The sequence below is a fragment of the Polaribacter cellanae genome (assembly GCF_017569185.1).
Lineage (GTDB): Bacteria > Bacteroidota > Bacteroidia > Flavobacteriales > Flavobacteriaceae > Polaribacter > Polaribacter cellanae.
On the sequence record NZ_CP071869.1, the window covers coordinates 2381945 to 2400635 of the forward strand.

The 18691-nt window shown below is 28.6% G+C and carries 19 protein-coding genes; 1 reads left to right on the forward strand and 18 read right to left on the reverse strand.

The genetic code is table 11. From position 1 onward, the window contains the following. Position 1: 1 nt before the first annotated feature. Genes J3359_RS10725 through J3359_RS10745 form a run of 5 tightly spaced genes read right to left on the reverse strand, consistent with a single transcriptional unit; the run spans position 2 to position 4407 of the window. Positions 2-739, reverse strand: a complete 738-nt coding sequence (locus tag J3359_RS10725) for a pyridoxal-phosphate dependent enzyme (RefSeq protein ID WP_208076861.1) — start codon at positions 737-739, stop codon at positions 2-4. Continuing rightward, a complete protein-coding gene (locus J3359_RS10730) occupies positions 693-1007 on the reverse strand; it encodes a pyridoxal-phosphate dependent enzyme (RefSeq protein ID WP_208076862.1) in 315 nt (104 codons plus the stop codon). The genes J3359_RS10725 and J3359_RS10730 overlap by 47 nt, the downstream gene beginning before the upstream one ends. 32 nt (positions 1008-1039) lie before the next feature. After that, positions 1040-1984, reverse strand: coding sequence for a phosphotransferase (locus J3359_RS10735; RefSeq protein WP_208076863.1), 945 nt, complete (start codon positions 1982-1984; stop codon positions 1040-1042). 1 nt (position 1985) lies between these two features. Then, positions 1986-3443, reverse strand: a complete 1458-nt coding sequence (gene thrC / locus J3359_RS10740) for a threonine synthase (RefSeq protein WP_208076864.1) — start codon at positions 3441-3443, stop codon at positions 1986-1988. 7 nt (positions 3444-3450) lie between these two features. Then, positions 3451-4407 carry a Rossmann-fold NAD(P)-binding domain-containing protein gene (locus J3359_RS10745; protein ID WP_208076865.1) on the reverse strand — a complete coding sequence of 319 codons (957 nt, stop codon included), beginning with the start codon at positions 4405-4407 and terminating at the stop codon, positions 3451-3453. Positions 4408-4683: 276 nt separating this feature from the next. Between J3359_RS10745 and mutS the strand changes: the two genes are divergently transcribed. Next, entirely contained in the window at positions 4684-7257 is a 2574-nt protein-coding gene (gene mutS, locus J3359_RS10750; protein ID WP_208076866.1) for a DNA mismatch repair protein MutS, read from the forward strand. Between the two features lie 68 nt (positions 7258-7325). Here the strand turns inward: mutS and J3359_RS10755 are convergent, their stop codons facing one another. From J3359_RS10755 to J3359_RS10815, 13 genes are all read right to left on the reverse strand, one after another. After that, positions 7326-7766, reverse strand: coding sequence for a hypothetical protein (locus J3359_RS10755; protein ID WP_208076867.1), 441 nt, complete (start codon positions 7764-7766; stop codon positions 7326-7328). 1 nt (position 7767) lies between these two features. Beyond that, a complete protein-coding gene (locus J3359_RS10760; protein WP_208076868.1) occupies positions 7768-8445 on the reverse strand; it encodes a hypothetical protein in 678 nt (225 codons plus the stop codon). A 177-nt stretch (positions 8446-8622) separates the two neighbouring features. Continuing rightward, positions 8623-9081, reverse strand: a complete 459-nt coding sequence (locus J3359_RS10765; protein ID WP_208076869.1) for a hypothetical protein — start codon at positions 9079-9081, stop codon at positions 8623-8625. A 329-nt stretch (positions 9082-9410) separates the two neighbouring features. After that, positions 9411-9680, reverse strand: a complete 270-nt coding sequence (locus J3359_RS10770; RefSeq protein WP_208076870.1) for a hypothetical protein — start codon at positions 9678-9680, stop codon at positions 9411-9413. A 165-nt stretch (positions 9681-9845) separates the two neighbouring features. Continuing rightward, positions 9846-10076, reverse strand: coding sequence for a hypothetical protein (locus J3359_RS10775; RefSeq protein WP_208076871.1), 231 nt, complete (start codon positions 10074-10076; stop codon positions 9846-9848). A 20-nt stretch (positions 10077-10096) separates the two neighbouring features. Continuing rightward, a complete protein-coding gene (locus tag J3359_RS10780) occupies positions 10097-10459 on the reverse strand; it encodes a hypothetical protein (protein ID WP_208076872.1) in 363 nt (120 codons plus the stop codon). Between the two features lie 115 nt (positions 10460-10574). Beyond that, the gene (locus J3359_RS10785; protein WP_208076873.1) at positions 10575-12512 is read right to left on the reverse strand and encodes a hypothetical protein; all 1938 of its coding nucleotides are present in this window, start codon (positions 12510-12512) and stop codon (positions 10575-10577) included. A 531-nt stretch (positions 12513-13043) separates the two neighbouring features. Beyond that, positions 13044-13427, reverse strand: a complete 384-nt coding sequence (locus J3359_RS10790) for a hypothetical protein (protein ID WP_208076874.1) — start codon at positions 13425-13427, stop codon at positions 13044-13046. Between the two features lies 1 nt (position 13428). Continuing rightward, positions 13429-14265, reverse strand: a complete 837-nt coding sequence (locus tag J3359_RS10795) for a hypothetical protein (protein WP_208076875.1) — start codon at positions 14263-14265, stop codon at positions 13429-13431. A gap of 344 nt (positions 14266-14609) precedes the next feature. Further along, positions 14610-15209, reverse strand: a complete 600-nt coding sequence (locus tag J3359_RS10800; RefSeq protein WP_208076876.1) for a hypothetical protein — start codon at positions 15207-15209, stop codon at positions 14610-14612. Continuing rightward, complete coding sequence (locus J3359_RS10805; protein ID WP_208076877.1) at positions 15190-16047, reverse strand: hypothetical protein; 858 nt, start codon at positions 16045-16047, stop codon at positions 15190-15192. The genes J3359_RS10800 and J3359_RS10805 overlap by 20 nt, the downstream gene beginning before the upstream one ends. Before the next feature lie 96 nt (positions 16048-16143). Continuing rightward, positions 16144-16632 (reverse strand): hypothetical protein, encoded by a 489-nt coding sequence (locus J3359_RS10810; RefSeq protein ID WP_208076878.1) that lies wholly within the window; start codon positions 16630-16632, stop codon positions 16144-16146. Continuing rightward, on the reverse strand, positions 16619-18322 hold the full coding sequence (locus J3359_RS10815) for a hypothetical protein (RefSeq protein ID WP_208076879.1): 1704 nt from the start codon (positions 18320-18322) through the stop codon (positions 16619-16621). The genes J3359_RS10810 and J3359_RS10815 overlap by 14 nt, the downstream gene beginning before the upstream one ends. Positions 18323-18691: the final 369 nt, after the last annotated feature.

Below are 18691 nucleotides of genomic sequence, written 5' to 3' on the forward strand. Positions count from 1 at the left end.
ATTAAAAGTTTTGATTTATAAATTTTTTGTGTGTTGATGTTATTTTTAGCAATGTATCCATAGCTACACTGTTTCCAGAGCAAATTGCTACGGTATTTTCTCCAAAATTTTGAACATATTCATCTTTTAAAAGTAGTGCCATTGTAGCAGCGCCACCGCCTTCTAACACTTGTTTTTCTTTTAGTAGAGAAAAAGCCATGGCTTGGGCAATTTGTTCTTCAGAAATTAATAAAATATCATCAACATAACGCTCACACATTTTAAAAGTGTACTGGTTATTGTGTGATATTGGTCCTGGTAAAGCATCTGCTAAACTTTCTGTTTCTCCTACTTGTACAATTTTTCCTGCTTTTATACTTGAATAAATTGCGGGTTCGCTATTATTAGTTACTCCAATAATTTGTATGTCTGGTTTTAATGCTTTTGCTGCAAAAGCAACTCCACTCATTAATCCGCCACCACTTACGGGAGCTAAAATAGTAGTTGTATTTGGGTTTTGTTCTAAAATTTCGAGCGCTGTTGTGGCTTGGCCTGCAATAATTAATGGATCATCAAATGCAGAAATGTAGCGCATTCCTTCTTCTTTTTCCATTTGTAAAGCGTTGTAAGTTGCCTCTTCTTGGTTTTTTCCTACAATAGCTACTTTTGCTCCTAACGCTTTTATTGCATCTACTTTTATTTTTGGAACCAATTCAGAGATGCAAATTACAGCTTTTATATTTAGTTTTTTTTGCAACATAAGCGACTGCTTTTCCATGGTTACCTGTGGACATTGTTACGACTCCTCGTTTTTTTTCAGCATCACTTAAACTTAACATTGCATTGGCAGCTCCCCGAAGTTTAAAAGCACCTGTGGGTTGTAGGTTTTCTAGTTTTAATGCAATGTTTTTATTCCATTTTTGTGAAAGCACAAAAGAGGTTAGCAAAGGTGTTTTAAAAACCATGGGGGCAATGCGTTCTTTGGCTTCATATATGGTTTTTAAACTAATATCTTTAAAATGAATCATACGTGTTTTTTAGGAAAGAAATGTACATAGAATTATAAGTTTAGTGATTTTTTAAAAAAATCATTAGAAAGTTCGTTTGTGTAATCGGCAATATTTTTCATTTGTAAATAATGTTTAAACATTTTTTTTTCAGGTTGTATGTAATTAAAATGTTTGTGCCTCCAAAAAGCTGTACCTGCTGCTGCATAAGCAGTAAAGTCTTTTAAACTTTCTTTTTCAATGGCTAATAAATTAACCTCTTTTTTATAGCCTTTTAAAAGATATTTTGCCTTATTTACATTTATTTTTTCTTCTTCTTGGCACAAACCAACAATTGCCATTCCAATATCAAAAACTCGATAATAAAAACTGGCTTCTTCAAAATCCATAATGGTTACAGCAGTTTTATGCTCATTAATTATAAGGTTACTGTAAAATAAATCGCTATGAATTAATGATTTAGGCAGGTTTAAAGCAATGTGTTTTTCAACAGAAGTTTTTATGTTTTTTAACCAAAATTGAAAAGGTGAATTTGCGGCATATGCTTCTATTTCTTTAAAATACTCAATGCCATAACTAATATCTTTTCTAATAAAATGAGGTGCTTTAATTTTATGCAATTTACCTAGTTGTTCTCCTGCTTCAATTAGCAAATTATTAGGCAAATTTTCTGCAATAAAGCCTGATAAATATTCTTTTAAAATAACCGTTTTTCCTTTCCAAATTAAAATGGGTTCGTTTGTTTTAGTTTTAATAGGTTTTGAGGTAGAAAAATGATGTTGATTTAAATAATTTAATAAATAGACTAATTCTTGTGCTTCATGAATTGATTTTTGTTCGCAAATCGTTAATACATACGTTTCCTTTGTAAGTTTTACGAGGTAGTTTGTGTTTTCTGAACCACCACTTAAAAGTTTATATGAAACAACATCATTATTTGTATATGCAGCAATAATCTCTTTAATTTCTGTACTGTGTAAATCACTATACTGCCTCATTTTATAGTACTTTTTTATTGGTTAATTGCCAATTAGTTTCCATAGCGTTTATTAGGGCTTCTTCCAAATGAGAATGATTGCAAGTATGTAGTTTTTGACACCTTTTTTTTGCGGTTTCAATAGAATGATGTTTGGCTACTTTTGGCAATTTTTGCGTATTCAACGCTTTTTTTAGTACTGCAGGAAATTTAGCAGGATGCGCTGTTGCCAAGCAAATCATTTTTTCATTCCCAAATTTATTATTTAAAGAATCTGCAGCAAGCAAAGCAACTGCCCCATGTGGATCTAACAAGTATTTTTCATTTTCATAAATATCTTTAATTAAAGACACCGTTTCTTTGGCTGTAGCGCTGTTAGAAGAAAATCCTTTTTTAAATATTTTATAATCTTCTTCACTAAAATGTGCAATTCCGGTTTCTTTAAAAGTGTTCCAATATTTTTTAATTTTTGTTGCATCTTGCCCTAGTTTAAAATATAAATATCTCCAAAAATTTACAGGAATTAAAATATCAATGGCAGAAGATGGTGTTTCAATAATGGCTTTTTTAGAAAAAACACCTTCAGAAAAAATACGATGTAAACAAGCATTTTCATTATTTGCAACTACCAATGTTTTTATTGGCAAACCCATTTCGCGTGCCAAAGCACCTGCACATAAATTTCCGAATCCGCCAGAAGGAACTGATATATTTACTTGCTCTTCAATAGAATTTACCACGTTAAAATATCCGTAAAAATAATGCACGGTTTGCATCATTACGCGCCCCCAATTAATGGAGTTTACGCTAGAGAGTTTCAATTTTTCTTTAAACGTTTTATTTTTGTATAAATTACCAATTACCAAATCTAAATCGTCTCCTCCATCTGGGCAATTATACACGCCCACAGGATGAATATTTGCGTGTGGCAAAGTGGTCATTTGGCGTTCTTGTTCTTCGGTAATCATTCCTTTTGGGTACAAAACCCAAGCATCTAAATTAGATTTTCCTGCGGTAAAATAAGCTGTAGCTGGTCCAGTATCTCCTGTGGTAGCAACAATTAAAGAAAGGCGTTCGTTTTTTCTCTTTAAAAAAAAGTTTACGAGGTTTACTAAAAAAGCCAATCCTATATCTTTAAAAGAAATAGTAGGTCCATAAAACAGTTCCATTACATACGTATCTTTTCGAGATTTTAAGAGATGTAAAGGAATAATTTCCTCTTTTTCAAAAGAACCATAGGCTTCGTTAATAATTTCTTTTAATTCTGTGTCAGAAACAATCGAGCGATCTATAAAAAGGGAAAGAACTTCAAAAGCAAGTTTTGTGTAAGAAAGTCCTTTCCATTTTACAAGTTGCTCTTTGGTTATTTTAGGTAATTTTTCAGGAACATACAAACCGCCATCCGATGCAAAACCATTTAAAATAGCCGTTTCAAAATCTACAGAACTCCCACCACCTTTGTTACTAACGTATTTAAGCATAAATTTTTTAATTTTTATTTTGAATGTAGGCTTTGTAAACGGATTGTGTAATCATAATATCTTGTACAGCAACGCCTGTTAAATCGACCACACTTATTTGGTTCTCTGTTGTTCTTTGAAGAGAACTATCTTGAATAGCTGTTCCTAACTCTACCACTTTTTCATCAACAATCGCTTTTGCTTTTGTTGCTTGAAAAATTTCACCACGACTTTTACTTTGAGGAATACTATCAGAAATAACCAAATCTGCTTTTTTAAGAATTTCGCTATCCAATTCTTGTTTGTCTAACGTATCTGAACCAACAGCCGTAATATGGGTTCCTGGTTTAATATCTTTAGCAAATAACAATGCTTTTTCTGAAGGTGTTGTGGTAACAATTAAATTACAGTTTTTTGCTACTTCCGCAGGATTTTTTGCAATATGAACCTCAAAATTAGTTCCTAAATCGTCTTTATATTTTTGTGCTTTTTCTGCGGATCTTCCCCAAACCCAAACCGTTTTACAAGGCGTATTTTTTTGAAGATATTCCAACTGTAATTTTGCTTGACCTCCAGTACCAATAATGCCAATTGCCGAAATATTTTTAGGGGCAAAATACTTTGCCGCCAAAGCACCAGCAGCAGCAGTTCTAATATCTGTTAAATACCCATCGTCTAATAAAATGGCAGTTGGTTGCCCTGTTTTTTGGCTAAATAATAACATCATTCCTTGGCTAGATGCTATTCCTAGTTTGGTGTTATCATAAAAACCAGAAGCTATTTTTATACAATAAAAATCATCTTTTTTAATATATCCGTATTTAATATGTACATCTCCTGGAGGGTTTTCAAAAAGTAATTCTGCAACAGGTGGCACTACAGTTTGCCCATTACTATATTTAATAAAACCTTCTTCCATGGCACTAATTGCATCAATTTCTTTTGAAATCGATAAAATTTCGTCTAATTTAATTATTGTTGTCATAATTTTATAAATAGTTTTAAATTAAAAAACCTCTGTACACCAAATCAACCATTTGTTGATTAAGGTATACAGAGGTTTTCTGTAAAATAATTTATTATTTCTCCTATTTTCTTCCTTAATGTTGAGAAATAACTTGTTACAAATATATTATTATTTTTATTATTTTAAAAACAGCTTACATTAAAATTATACACATACAAAACACTTTTTGTAACTTCGCAAAACGAACCACAAATTTCTGAAACCTTGGCAAAATCAAAAAAGGTAACGCCTTTAATGAAACAATACAACGCTATCAAAAATAAATATCCTGATGCGATGTTGCTTTTTCGTGTGGGAGATTTTTACGAAACATTTGGAGAAGATGCCGTAAAAGCAGCAGGTGTTTTAGGAATTACTTTAACAAAACGCGGTGCAGGAAGCGAAACGGAAACGGCTTTAGCGGGTTTTCCTCATCATTCTTTAAACACCTATTTACCAAAGTTGGTAAAAGCAGGAATGCGTGTGGCAATTTGCGACCAGTTAGAAGACCCAAAAATGACCAAAACCATCGTAAAACGTGGTGTTACAGAATTGGTTACGCCTGGTGTTTCTTTAAATGACGAAGTTTTACAAACTAAAACTAACAATTTTTTAGCGGCAGTTCATTTCGATAAAAAACAACTCGGAATTTCGTTTTTAGATGTTTCTACTGGCGAATATTTAGTAGCACAAGGAACTGCAGAATACATCGATAAATTATTGCAAAACTTTTCTCCTAGCGAAATTTTGGTTCAAAAACAACACAAACAGCAATTTTTAGAATTGTTTGAAAACAGGTATTACACGTTTTATTTAGACGACTGGGTTTTTCAGGAGGAATATGCCAACGAAACGTTGCAGAACCATTTTGAGGTAAAAAGTTTAAAAGGTTTTGGTGTACAAGATGTAAAAAATGGAATTATTGCTGCAGGAGCAGTCTTGTATTATTTATCGGAAACGCAACACAATCAGTTAAAACACATTCAACAAATTAGTAGAATTGCAGCAGACAATTATGTTTGGATGGACCGATTTACGGTTAGAAATTTAGAGTTGTACAATCCGAATTCGGTAAACGCAGTTACGCTTTTAAATGTGATTGACAAAACCATTTCGCCAATGGGTGGACGATTGTTAAAGCGTTGGTTGGCATTGCCTTTGAAAGATATTAACGAAATTAAAAATCGCCATGAATTGGTAAAGTTTTTTATAGATTCAGACGATTTTTCGCAAACCGTAACCTATCAACTCAAACAAATTTCCGATTTAGAACGGTTGATTTCTAAAGTAGCTACAGGTAAAGCTTCGCCAAGAGAAATGGTACTTTTAAAAGATTCTTTAAAAGCTATTTTACCGATAAAAGTAGCTTCAGAAAAAAGTAAAAATAAAGCCGTAAAAGACCTTGGGAATCAGTTACATACTTGCAAAGTTTTAATTGAAAAAATTACGGATACTTTGTTTGATGATGCTCCTGTAAATATTAGTAAAGGAAATGCAATTGCTGCTGGTGTTCATAAAGAATTAGACGATTTACGCGCCATTTCCAATTCTGGAAAAGCGTATTTAGACAATATGCTAAAGCGCGAAACAGAACGTACAGGCATTAGCAGCTTAAAAATTGCATTTAACAACGTTTTTGGGTATTATATTGAAGTTAGAAACACGCATAAAGACAAAGTCCCTTCAGCATGGATTCGTAAACAAACCTTGGTTTCTGCAGAGCGTTATATTACGGAAGAATTAAAAGAATACGAAACGAAAATTTTAGGTGCAGAAGATAAAATACAGGTTTTAGAACAAGAAATTTTTGCTAAACTATTGCAATACGTAATTGGTTTTGTACAAAAAGTGCAAGAAAATGCGCAAATTATTGCAAAAATTGACTGTTTGCTCTCTTTTTCTGTTTTAGCGATTGACAACAATTATGTGCGCCCCATTATGGATGAAAGTACTGATTTGGACATAAAAAACGGAAGGCATCCTGTGATTGAAAAACAGTTGCCAATCGACCAAACCTATATTGCAAATGATGTTGTGTTAAACAGAAACCAGCAACAAATAATTATGATTACTGGACCCAATATGTCTGGTAAATCAGCTATTTTAAGACAAACTGCATTGATTGTTTTACTCGCACAAATGGGAAGTTATGTGCCTGCACAAAATGCAAAAATAGGGATTGTAGATAAGATTTTTACAAGAGTTGGTGCGAGTGATAATATTTCTATGGGCGAATCTACTTTTATGGTAGAAATGAATGAAACGGCTTCTATTTTAAATAATGTTTCCGACAGAAGTTTAATTTTATTAGATGAAATCGGGCGTGGAACTTCTACTTATGATGGAATTTCTATTGCTTGGGCAATTTCTGAGTTTCTGCACGAACATCCCACAAAAGCAAAAACATTGTTTGCCACACATTATCACGAATTAAACGAAATGACTTCCACCTTCGAACGCATTAAAAACTTTAATGTGTCTGTAAAAGAATTGGAAGACAACATTATTTTCTTGCGAAAGCTCGTTTCTGGTGGCTCTAACCATAGTTTTGGTATTCATGTAGCAAAATTGGCTGGAATGCCAAATATGGTAATCCACAGAGCGAATAAAATATTGGCGCAATTAGAAAAAAATAATAAAAATGCAGAAGTTAAGGACGTTTTAAAACAAACGCAGCATGAAGAAATGCAGTTGAGCTTTTTTCAGTTAGATGACCCGCTTTTAGAAAATATTCGTGATGAAATTTTATCTACAAATATCGATACGCTAACGCCTATTGAAGCGTTAATGAAATTGAATGAGATTAAGCGAATGTTGGTGAAGAAATAGCAGAAAAGTATAGACTTTATGGTTTGTACTTGACTGCTATTTTTTATATACTTTGATGTGGTTTGTTTTTATTTAAATTTTAATACTTCAATATTCTTTTGAGTACCTTCATAGATTAGAGGAATAAATACATTTTCTGAATACTTATTTTTATATACTAAAAAAATAGTTCTTCTGATACTTAAATTTTTATGTAATTCACAAGGATTATATTTTTTTAGATGAGTTACATTTATAAAATTGCTTAATGTATCAATAGCAATTTTGTTTTCTACTTCCTCTAATTTTTTAAATTTATCAAATCCGATTTTATTAGGCACAATAAATTTATATGCATCATTGTTAAATGTTTTGTCAATAGATTTAATGCTAAAAATGTAATATAAATTCCCAAGCTCATCACTATTTATAATGGGATTATAATCCCTTAAATATAATGGACTTTTTTTGTTTTGTCCAAAAGTTATAGATATGGATAAAAAACTTATTATAATAAGTATATATTTCATATTATTTACATTTTTTATTGTATTCACTTCTAACATATTGTGAAATATAATCTTTTTTAGTTTTACTATCATCACTCAAGTTAATATACTCTTGTGTACCTTCTAAACCTTCCCATGATAAATAATCGAAAAAATCATCTAAATCGGTTATTACTGAATCAGAATTTATAAAATTTATGAAAGGATTATTTAAATCATCTAGCCATGGATGAATTTGGTTTAAATTTTCACTCAACTTTTGTCTATAACCAAATATATTAAATTGATCATGATTCCATTGAGGGTTACCATTTCCTAAATTTTTATAATAAGTAGTAAGAGCATTGAAAATAGTTATATTATTATAAGTACTAATATTGCCATAATTTTGAAAAGTGTAACTGCCATTAGGTTTGATGTTTAAAATAAGACCAGACTGAATACTCCTATCAAGTAATTCTGCATGTATCGTTTCATGTATTATTGCTAAAGCAATTTCAATTAATGAAGCATTTTTAACAAAACTAGTTTTTAGTCTAACTCTATAAAATCTTTGAGGGCTATTATAAGAAGGGTAAGTTCGTGCTTTATATTTAAAATTATTATCATCTGGAATATCTCCAACTTTAAATTTAATATGTGCATTTTTAGAACTTTTAAAAAATTCGTTAATTAGATTTGAAAAAAATGTTGAATTCAATTGTTCTAACTTTTTATAGACACAAAGAGCTTTCCCTGTAAGTTCGTTAATAATTCTATTTTCCCAATTAACAGTTGTATTCGCACCACCACTTCCTTTTAAAGCGTTGATAGCTTGTTTGATAAAAAAATATAATTTACAGCTATTTTTTTATATGCTCGTATTTTGGTTTGTATTTTAATCTATAATTTCTACATGTTGAACTTCAGTAAGTATAGCTTTATTATTAATTGAATCTAATTCAACTATAAAAATTTTCTCATATTTTTTTTCTACCTTATAAAAATCGATGTTTTTTTTCATTTCTTCTTTCAACCATTTGTAAGATTTTAAATTGTATTTTTTTATTTCTTTTAAATTTAAAGTATCCTTTATGGCTTTAACTTTATATTTTCCATTACTTTTAGAATATTTTTCTTCTTCTTCTAACGTTAATGAAGAAAAATATAGTACATCTTTTTGATTTTTTGAATTTTTAGTTACAAAAGAATAAATTTTTAGATTATTAAGATCTTTACTAATACTTATCGATACATTCTTTTTTTCTTTTTTAAATATTAAATATAAATTTGTTTTATCCTGACAAGAGATTAAAAGAATTTTAAAAAAAAGAATTAGAAATATTATATTTTTCATTATTTACAAGTTTTATAATTTGTAATTTTTTTTCCGTTTACTTTTAAGGCAGAGTACATATTCAATACACTAATAGTATCATTTTTTAGACTTTTAAAATATGAAGTTTTTGAAAGACCTGCTTGTACTACTTTTTTATAAAAGGTATTCTTATTATAGTCATCAGTTTCTTTCATATACTCATCCCAAATTCCATAGTATTTATTTTTAATTAGGCATCCTTTGTGTTTTTTAAGAGAAGTCTAATTTAAACTAAGTAAAAAAACACAAACTTTGTAGCTTGTACTTAGCTTTAACTGCTATTTTATAATACCATGTTGTGATTTGTATTATTTTTCATAAAACTCTCTGATAACTTTATATAAAATATATTTTCCCTTATTCTTTATTATTAGATTAAGGTTTTTGAAGTTATTTAACTCAATAACTGTCTCATTTCCTTTTTTATATTCTAAAGTTTTATTTTTTACAAGCCGCGTAAAATCTACTAATTTTAATTTCTTAAATTCACATTGACTAATTTTTTTCTCACCTTTTATTATAAAACTTAAACCCTCTAAATTTGGAGGCTCTCCTTTTGTATAATTTTTCTTATTCAAATTATTCTGATAAATTTTATAATTCTCTTTTGAGATTATAAAAATAGATTTATTTTTTTATTGATTAATTACTTTATATATATTCACTATTTTTTTAAAAAAAAATACTTATCTTCTATTTGAGGAAAACAGAAAAAAGGGGTTAAAAAAAATATGATACTTATTCTATTGACATTCATTTGTTCCTGTTTTATTAAAATTGTTAATTGAATTTTTAATTCTATCTTGTTCTTTTTCTCTATATACAAGGTCTGCATACATTTCGCTCCAAGCCTTTGTTCCTTGTAATCTAAACCATGCTAAATCTTTATATAATTGGTCTGGAAATGTTTTTCCAATTGATGTTGCATAATCTCTCAAACCTTTTTCAATGGCACCTCTATAATAATCTGCCATATACTATATTATGGCTTGTTTTAGTATTCTACAATAGTTAAACCTACTTTATAAGAGACATAATTATTCTTTTCTTTTTTATATAAGAAATATATATCTTTAAAATCATAAGGCTGTTTTGCTATTTTTTTCCAACTATTATTTTGAATCCATTGATAATCTATTAATTTTAATCTACTTATTTCACAATCAGTAATTACTACTTCTTTCATTGAAATTACTTGAAACGTTAAAGTAGGAACTTTAATTTTTAAGTTATCTCTACCCCCTTCAGGGTCAAAAGAATAATTTCCTTTTTCTTTTGCTTCCTTTACTTTCATTTGGTGATATTCGTACTCTTTTCTGTTAGATAAAATTATTAGACCTATATCTTTTCCGTGCATAAGGTGAGATATAACGTATGTGTTGTTATTATCATTTAAAAGAAAATACACATCTTCTTTTTTCTGAGAAAATGTCAAAAAAAAGGAAAAAAACATTATACATAATAATATATATTTATTTGCTACATTCATTATTTCCAGAGTTTCTATAATTTTCAATTACTTTTTTAATTCTATTTTTCTCTTTATTAGCATATGTAGGGTCTGCATATTGCTTGCTCCATGCCTTCGTATCTAATAAACCAGCCCAAGCCATGTCTTCATAAAACTTATTAGTATGTGTTTCTCCAATGGATTTTGCATACTCTTTTAAACCTAACTCCAAAGCTTCTCTATAATATTTCGCCATATAATTATGATAAGGATTTTTAGTATCTTCATTATAAGCATCAAATAAAGAAGGAAAATTAGCACGAGAACCATTAATTGTCCATAAATTATTACTAAAAATTAATCCGCCATTTTCTTTAATTTTTCTATAAATATCTGCATGAATTGCTTCGTGTAAAATTGTTCTTGCTACTGCTAATGATGGTCTATTTATTGACTGCTCTGTATTTAAAAGAATTGTTATATTATAGGATTCTCCATATTTAGTATAACCATTTACCAAAACATTATTTCCATTTTTATCTCTTATAGTTAAATTAGATTCTTGATTCCAAATTAAGTTGTTAGGAGTTTTACCTTTAAATCTTTGTAAGGTTTTTTTTAATAAGTTGTTATCTTCCAATTTTTTGTAAACACAAAGAGCTTTCCCTGTAAGTTTATTAATAATGCTATTTTCCCAATTAACAGTTGTATTTGCGCCACTACCTCCTTTTAAAGCGTTGATGGCTTTTGTGGTAAAACTTAAAGCAGAAAAACTGTAGTTAGCATTGTTTAAAAATTGTGCAACTCTTGCAGCTATTACAGGGTTTGCAGCCAACCAATCTTTTTGAGGTTGAGTAAAAACTTTGCTCACTTTCGTGTTTTTAATTCCCATTAATTTTAACACAGGAGTCGCAAAATTTAAACTTAAAGGATTTAAAGTAACACCCAAAGAAGGTAACGATATAGGTGTTGCAGGAGCGCCACCACCACCAATAGGTGTAACACCAAGACCTCCGTTTAAAGTATTGCTTGTTGAATAAATTGGAGGTATTCTTATCCTTCTAGGAAGCCCAAGCTCTAAGGCAAGTTTATTTGAGAGACCAAAACTGTTAGATGCTCCTGTGCTTCTTCTTTTTGCAACAATAATTATTTCATCAAGCATAATTACTCTTTCTTTTTTACAAGGAACATCATCATCTTCACATGGGTCTCTACCTGTATCTGTATCCATAATGGCTTCTTTTACTAGCGCAATTGTACCACCATCTGCAAAAAACATATCTGGATTGTATTGTAATTTGTATTTTTCTTTTGTTGTAACATTTCCTGCAATGTAGTAGTTTGTAAGTACGTTGTTAGAAATTAATTGTTTATCTACAGGAAAATTTTCACTAATTTGTATTCCTGTAAAAGTATTCATTTCTAGGTTTTTTACATTTTTTGAAAACCACTTAGGTTCTGGTATAAAAATATGAATGCTTCCTGTAAAATCTTCTTTATTTTTTGTTGTAGATGGGGTAATAACATACGAACCAAAAGCAAAATTATTAGCATCGCTATTAATATTAATGGGTATAGAATAGGTTTTGCTATTGGTAGTTTCGTTTGTTAAAACAACTGTTTTCGTATAATCGAGGTCTAAAGAATAATTTTTACCAAATCTTACAGAAAGTTCTAAATCTAACCCAGCAGATATTGTATAGGTGTCAATTGGTTTACCTCCTGTAGGTTTGGCTTGAAAAGAATTATTGTTAGATTTAAAAATGGAAGCTATATTTTGTTGTACCGTTTCTGGCAATTTATTTTTAGCAACACGATTTAATGTATAAGAGTTCTTTTCTTTTGCAGGCGGCGAAGTTTGATTCAAGTAATCTTCTTCTTGGCAAGTTAATAGAAATAATAATAGGAATAAGAACCATAATTTATTCCGTTTCTTTAGAAAATAAATAATTGTTTTCATCAAAAATAGATTTAAATGATTAATATTTAATTTTTTTTAATAAGCTGTAATTTTTTAATATTCAATATTCAATTCACCTGTTTGACGTGCCATATAAACCACAGATGCCTTTGGTTAAGTACAAAATTAGCAATTATTTTTTTTTAACAAAAAAGGAGCTATGTGACATAGACATGGTATTACTCTATATCTTATAACGTTTTCATAAATTTAATAATTATTTGTGTTCAATAAATATAAACGATAAAAAGAGTACTTGTTTATCCCTGAGCTCAGGGATAAGTTAATTGTGAAATGTTTTTTAGCCCCAAATAATAATCTAAAAAACGGGTTTAACAGTGTTGATAATTTTAAAAACGCAGGTTTTTGTTTTAAAGTGAAAAAATATGTAAAATTTGTGAGGAAACTTTAACACCTATTGAAGCGTTGATGAAATTGAATGAAATTAAGCGAATGTTGGTGAAGAAATAGCAGAAAAGTATAGGATTTATGGTTTATACTTCTCTGCTGCTTCTTATTTATGATTACTGTCTATTCTATTGAATACGATGTTTCGACTTTTATAAATTCATTTCTCCTAACAAAAAATACCAAAAAATCACTTAAATATTTAGCTAATTTTAAATCATCTATTTTATTTTTCTTAGAACCAGCATTAGATTTTTTTAAAACTTCTTTTAAACATTTTACTTTTTTTACTTTTAGATTATAATATTTTTTTTTCTCTAAAAAATATACTAAATCCTCTTTTTTATCACAATCTTTAATCTTGTAATAGAAACTATTTTTGTTTTGTTCTTTTACTTTATCTATTAGAGATTTATCGAATTTGATAAATAAGGAATCTTTTTGTTTTTCTTGGCTTAAACAAGCCAAGTTGAAAATAATTGCAATTGAAAATATAGAGTTTCTCATGTCATTTTGGGCAATTTTTAGTTGTACTGTGATAGAATTTATTTAAACTATTTGTTAATTTAGTTTTTTTCGAATCTAATAAATCAGTATACGCTTTAACTTTATGATCTTTTAATCCTTGCCAAGCCAAAGCTTCATAAAAATCGTCTGGTAATGGATTTGTTCCATTATCAGTTAAATAATTATAATCTCCTATTAAAATATTTTTATGAAAATGTTTTAAAGCATCCCTCATAGAATTCACATATAATTTTGCCATCGTTTCATGTTGCGGTGTAGCTTTAAAGTTTCCTTTTTCAAAACTTTCATAGGCAGTTTTAAAAACTAAATCTTTTTGTTTATTTTTTGAAAATAATTTTTCAATCATATCTGCATGAATATATTCATGTATAATTGTCCTTACAGCACTTAAAGCTGGTTCATTTGAAAGTCTACTTTTACTAATACTTATTGTTATTAATTTATTATCTGTACTATAATTAGTTAACCCATTAACTTCATCACCATTAAAAAAAACTTTATTTTTAGATTTTAAATTTATATCAAATTCAGTTTTAGCTCCTTGAAATTTATTCAAAATATTTTTTATATAACTATTTCCTTTTTTGGTTAAACTGTCATTAAGACATCTTTCTTTCCCAGTAAGTTCGTTAATAATTTGGTCATCAAAATCAATATTACTTAAAGATAACAATGGGTTTGTAAATAAAGCAAGAAAGCTCTCGTAGGCAAAACTTTTAGCATTTTCAAATTTATTGTTATTGGTAAGCGCAAACTTTTGTAAATAACTTGTAATTGTATCTTTAACAATTACGTTTTTGTTTGTACTGTTTTTCATTTTTATAAATTTAGTGATTATTTGTATTCAACAAACATAAACGATAAAAAAGTACTCGTTTATCCCTGAACTCAGGAATATTTATTTTTTAGTTACCTAAAAATATATTTCTACACCAAAATAATAATCAAAAAAATAGTTTTAATAATATTGATAATTTTAAAAACGCAGGTTTTTGTTTTAAAGTGAAAAAATATGTAAAATTTGTGAGGAAACTTTAACACCTATTGAAGCGTTGATGAAATTGAATGAAATTAAGCGAATGTTGGTGAAGAAATAGCAGAAGAGTAAAACTGCAAAGTTTCAGCTTTTCTGTTATTTTTAGATACATCTTAAGTTTTTATTTATGATACAGTAAGATTTTTCTCACAAATAATTTCCCAAAAATAATGTTCTTTCTCAAGATAAACTATTGATGTAAAACCATTTAATTTACTATATTTTACCGAAAATATAATTACTGCTTTATTATGATTTTTATTAAAAATAATATTTGAAAAACTTAAATAAGCATCAATTTCTTTATTTTGTATGTTTTTATTAGTAAAAACATTATTTTTTTTAGAACTTAAATACTTATAATCTATAGATTTTAATTTATTGTTAAAGATAAATTCATTTTTTGTATTAATGCCTTTACAATCTTTTATTACATTTAACTCTGTTTCGTCTATTTCTAAAACTTCATTCTCAATAAATATAGTTTTTTTCTTTATATACTGTTTGTAAAAATATATATATTGGTTAAGACTATCATTTTTGGAATAGATATAACTACCTGAGGGTGGTGGAGCAAAGCTGGGGTGTAAAATTGATGTTTTTTCAAAATCTCTTATCAATAAGTTTAAAATTTGATAAGATTCTTCGGTTTTAATATTATTGCTGCACGAAAGAAATAAAAAAAATGATGCAACAGCTATTATTTTATATTTTTTTACAATCATCACCATTAAATTTTGTTTTATTTTTTACTATACCAGATTTAGTTTCATATTCTGCTATCATCTCTTTAGTTAATTTCACTAATTTGCCATCCTTCCAATATTTATCAAATCCATAAGCATGCAATCCTGTCCAAGCAAAACCTAGGTAGTAATCTGAAGTATAACTATAATTATCAAGTTTCCTTAATGCTTCAGTTATAGGCTTTATATATTTATCTGCCATATGTTGATGTTGATAATTAGCATCAAAATATCTTGGATCCCCTTTTTGTTTCTCAAGCCAATAATAATACATTAAATTTTTCCTGTCATTTGGGTCTATACCTTTTATGCGTTCGTCTACATATTTGAATATTTCTGCATGAATGCCTTCGTGTAATAAATTTGATGCAAATCCAAGAGGGTTTCCATTAACTCCTTCTTCCATTGTAATTGTGATGTTGCCATTTGATATATCTCTCCCATCTGTACAACCAGTATTTGAATTTTTACAATTCCCTCTTTTTATAATTAAATTATAATTCTTATTATTTTCAAATTTATTAATTGTAGATTTAAATAACTTTAATTCTTTTAATTTTTCATAAGCGCATTTTTCTTCCCCAGTAAGTTCGTTAACAATTTGGTCATCAAAATCAATATTACTTAAAGATAACAATGGGTTTGTAAATAAAGCAAGAAAGCTCTCGTAGGCAAAACTTTTAGCATTTTCAAATTTATTGGTAAACACAAACTTTTGCAAATAACTTGTAATTGCATCTTTAACTGTTACGTTTTCTTCATTATTAATCCAGTCTTCTTGTTCTATAACTATTACTTTATACTTCTTATAAAGCATCTTTTTTGTTTGTTCATCAAATAATGATATTGAGTAAAAAAATAGAGGAAAAGTAAAACCACAAAGGCTGTACTTTTCTGCTATTTTTATATATTTTTAATGTGCAGTTACGGTTCTAGCTACCTTTAATTTAATAAATTTACCCTTTTCTAATTTATAAAGAAAAAATAAGTTTTTAAAAAGAATATTTGGATTATTTTCTTTCCAAGTATTTCTAATTATCCAATCATAATTTACAATATTTAACTGATGAATATCACAATGAATAATTGTATCTTTTTCCTTCTCTATTACATTAAAAACACTTTCACTTGGTCGTTTATACTGAAAAAACTTAGAATCATTATAAGTTCCTTTTTTTTTATCTCGTTCAACATATTTTTGCCTTTTTTCATATTGTTTTCTATCGTAAAGATATATTGTAGATATTCCATTTAAATTTTCTTTATTTAGTTTATATCCTTGATAAGCAACCACATAATCTGAATGACTCTTATTTAATATGAAGTAAGCATCATAATTTGTAGTTTGAGAAACACATGCTAAAGGTAATAAGAAAAATAATATAAATTTATTTACACTCATTAGTTCCAGAATTTTTAAAGTCTTTTATTGATTTACTTATTCTTTTCTGTTCATTTTCAGTGTGAACTGGATCTGCAAACATATTATTCCAGGCATTCGTAGTCATTAATCCTCCCCAAGCCAAATCTCTATATAAATTATCTGGATATGTTTTTCCTATAGATTTTGCGTAGTCTCTTAATCCTTGTTCTATAGCATCTAAATAATAATCTGCCATAAAATTGTGGTGAGGGTTTTGTGGATAATTATTGTAGTAGTTAAAAAGAGTTGGAAAATCTACTTCTGCCCCATTTCCCAATTCCCATTTATTTGTTGATGAATTCAAATACAATCCAGACGTAGTTTTAATTTTTCTATAAATTTCTGCATGTATTGCTTCGTGTAATATGGTACTAACAACTTCTAATGAAGGATTATCGTTTGAGTAGCTTTTATCAAAAGTAATAGATATAAAATATCCTGTAGATCCATAATTTGTTACTCCAACTCTAGGTGAAATTAAATCACCCTCCTTTATTAGTAAGTGTACAGGTGTTTTTTTACCATCAAACTTTTCTAAAGTCTTATTTAATAAATTATTACTTTTTAAATTATCATAAACGCATTTTAATTTCCCTGTAAGTTCGTTAATAATTTGGTCATCAAAATCAATATTATTTAAAGATAGCAATGGGTTTGTATATAAAGCAAGAATGCTCTCGTAGGCAAAACTTTTAGCATTTTCAAATTTATTGTTATTGGTAAGCGCAAACTTTTGTAAATAACTTGTAATTGCATCTTTAACAGCTTCGTTTTTTTCATTATTAATCCAGTCTTGTTGTTCTCTTGTTAAATCTAACGCATCTGAAAAGGCAAAGTTATTATCTAATAAATCTTCTTCGGTTACTATTGGTAGTGGCTCGAAAGGGGTGCTAACATCTGGGTTTTCTTCTGCTGGAGGGCATTCGCTAATGCCTTCTCTGTTTCTTCTACAGCCATTGTCTATAAATATAATCGTATCATCATCTGATTCTGATGCTGAATCGCCATCTGGTTCTTCGATATCTGGCTCGGTATTGTCTGTTGTGCATACTTGATAGGAGCCTACGACAAACCATTGTGGTCTTATTGCACAAAAACAGGTATAAGGGTCTATATGACCTACGCATGGACATGGTATTACTCTATATCTTGTAAATGTTTCGCATGTTTTTCCTTTTTTGTGAGTATGTGAAGCTTTTTTATGGGAATTTGTTTTTCCAATTTTCGAAATTTCTATGGGTTTAGATTTGTCTTTGGGGTACTTATAGATGTATTTCTCTAAATTATTATCAGTCTTTTTTATTACTAGATTGTAAATATATGAAGGGTCTTTGGTACTTTTTTTTAAGGGTAATATATAGGTTGTTTTTCCTTTTTTATTTGTGTAAGATAAAACTGTGCTGCTACTTATCTTGTAAGAAGGTTTATTGGTTTTTTTGCTGTTGTTGTTTGCTTGTTTTTTTTTCTTAAAACCAATACCTTGTGTTGTTGTATTGTTTTTTTCTAAAAAAGCGTCTAATGAAATCTTACTAATTGTGCTTGTTTTATCTTGTAAATCTGAATTTGGAACTACTTCATTCTCTTTCTCGCAACTCCACAACAATATTATTCCAAAGAGAAACATCCCTAATTTTAAAAGTTTAGCAATTTTGTTTGTACTGTTTTTCATTTTTATAAATTTAGTAATTATTTGTGTTCAACAAACATAAACGATAAAAAAGTACTTGTCAATCCCTGAGCTCCGTATGTTTTTCGTATCCCTGAACTCAGGGATGCTTGTCCCTGAACTCAGGGATAAAATGTTTTTAATTATTTGATTTTTAGTTAGTTAAAAAATGTTTTTTAGCCCCAAATAATAATCTAAAAAACAGTTTTAACAATCTTGATAATTTTAAAAACGCAGATTTTTGTTAAAAGTGAAAAAATATGTAAAATTTGTGAGGAAACTTTAACACCTATTGAAGCGTTGATGAAATTGAACGTATTTAAATAGATATTCACTACAAAACAACTCTTTTTAGACAAATTATTTTACATT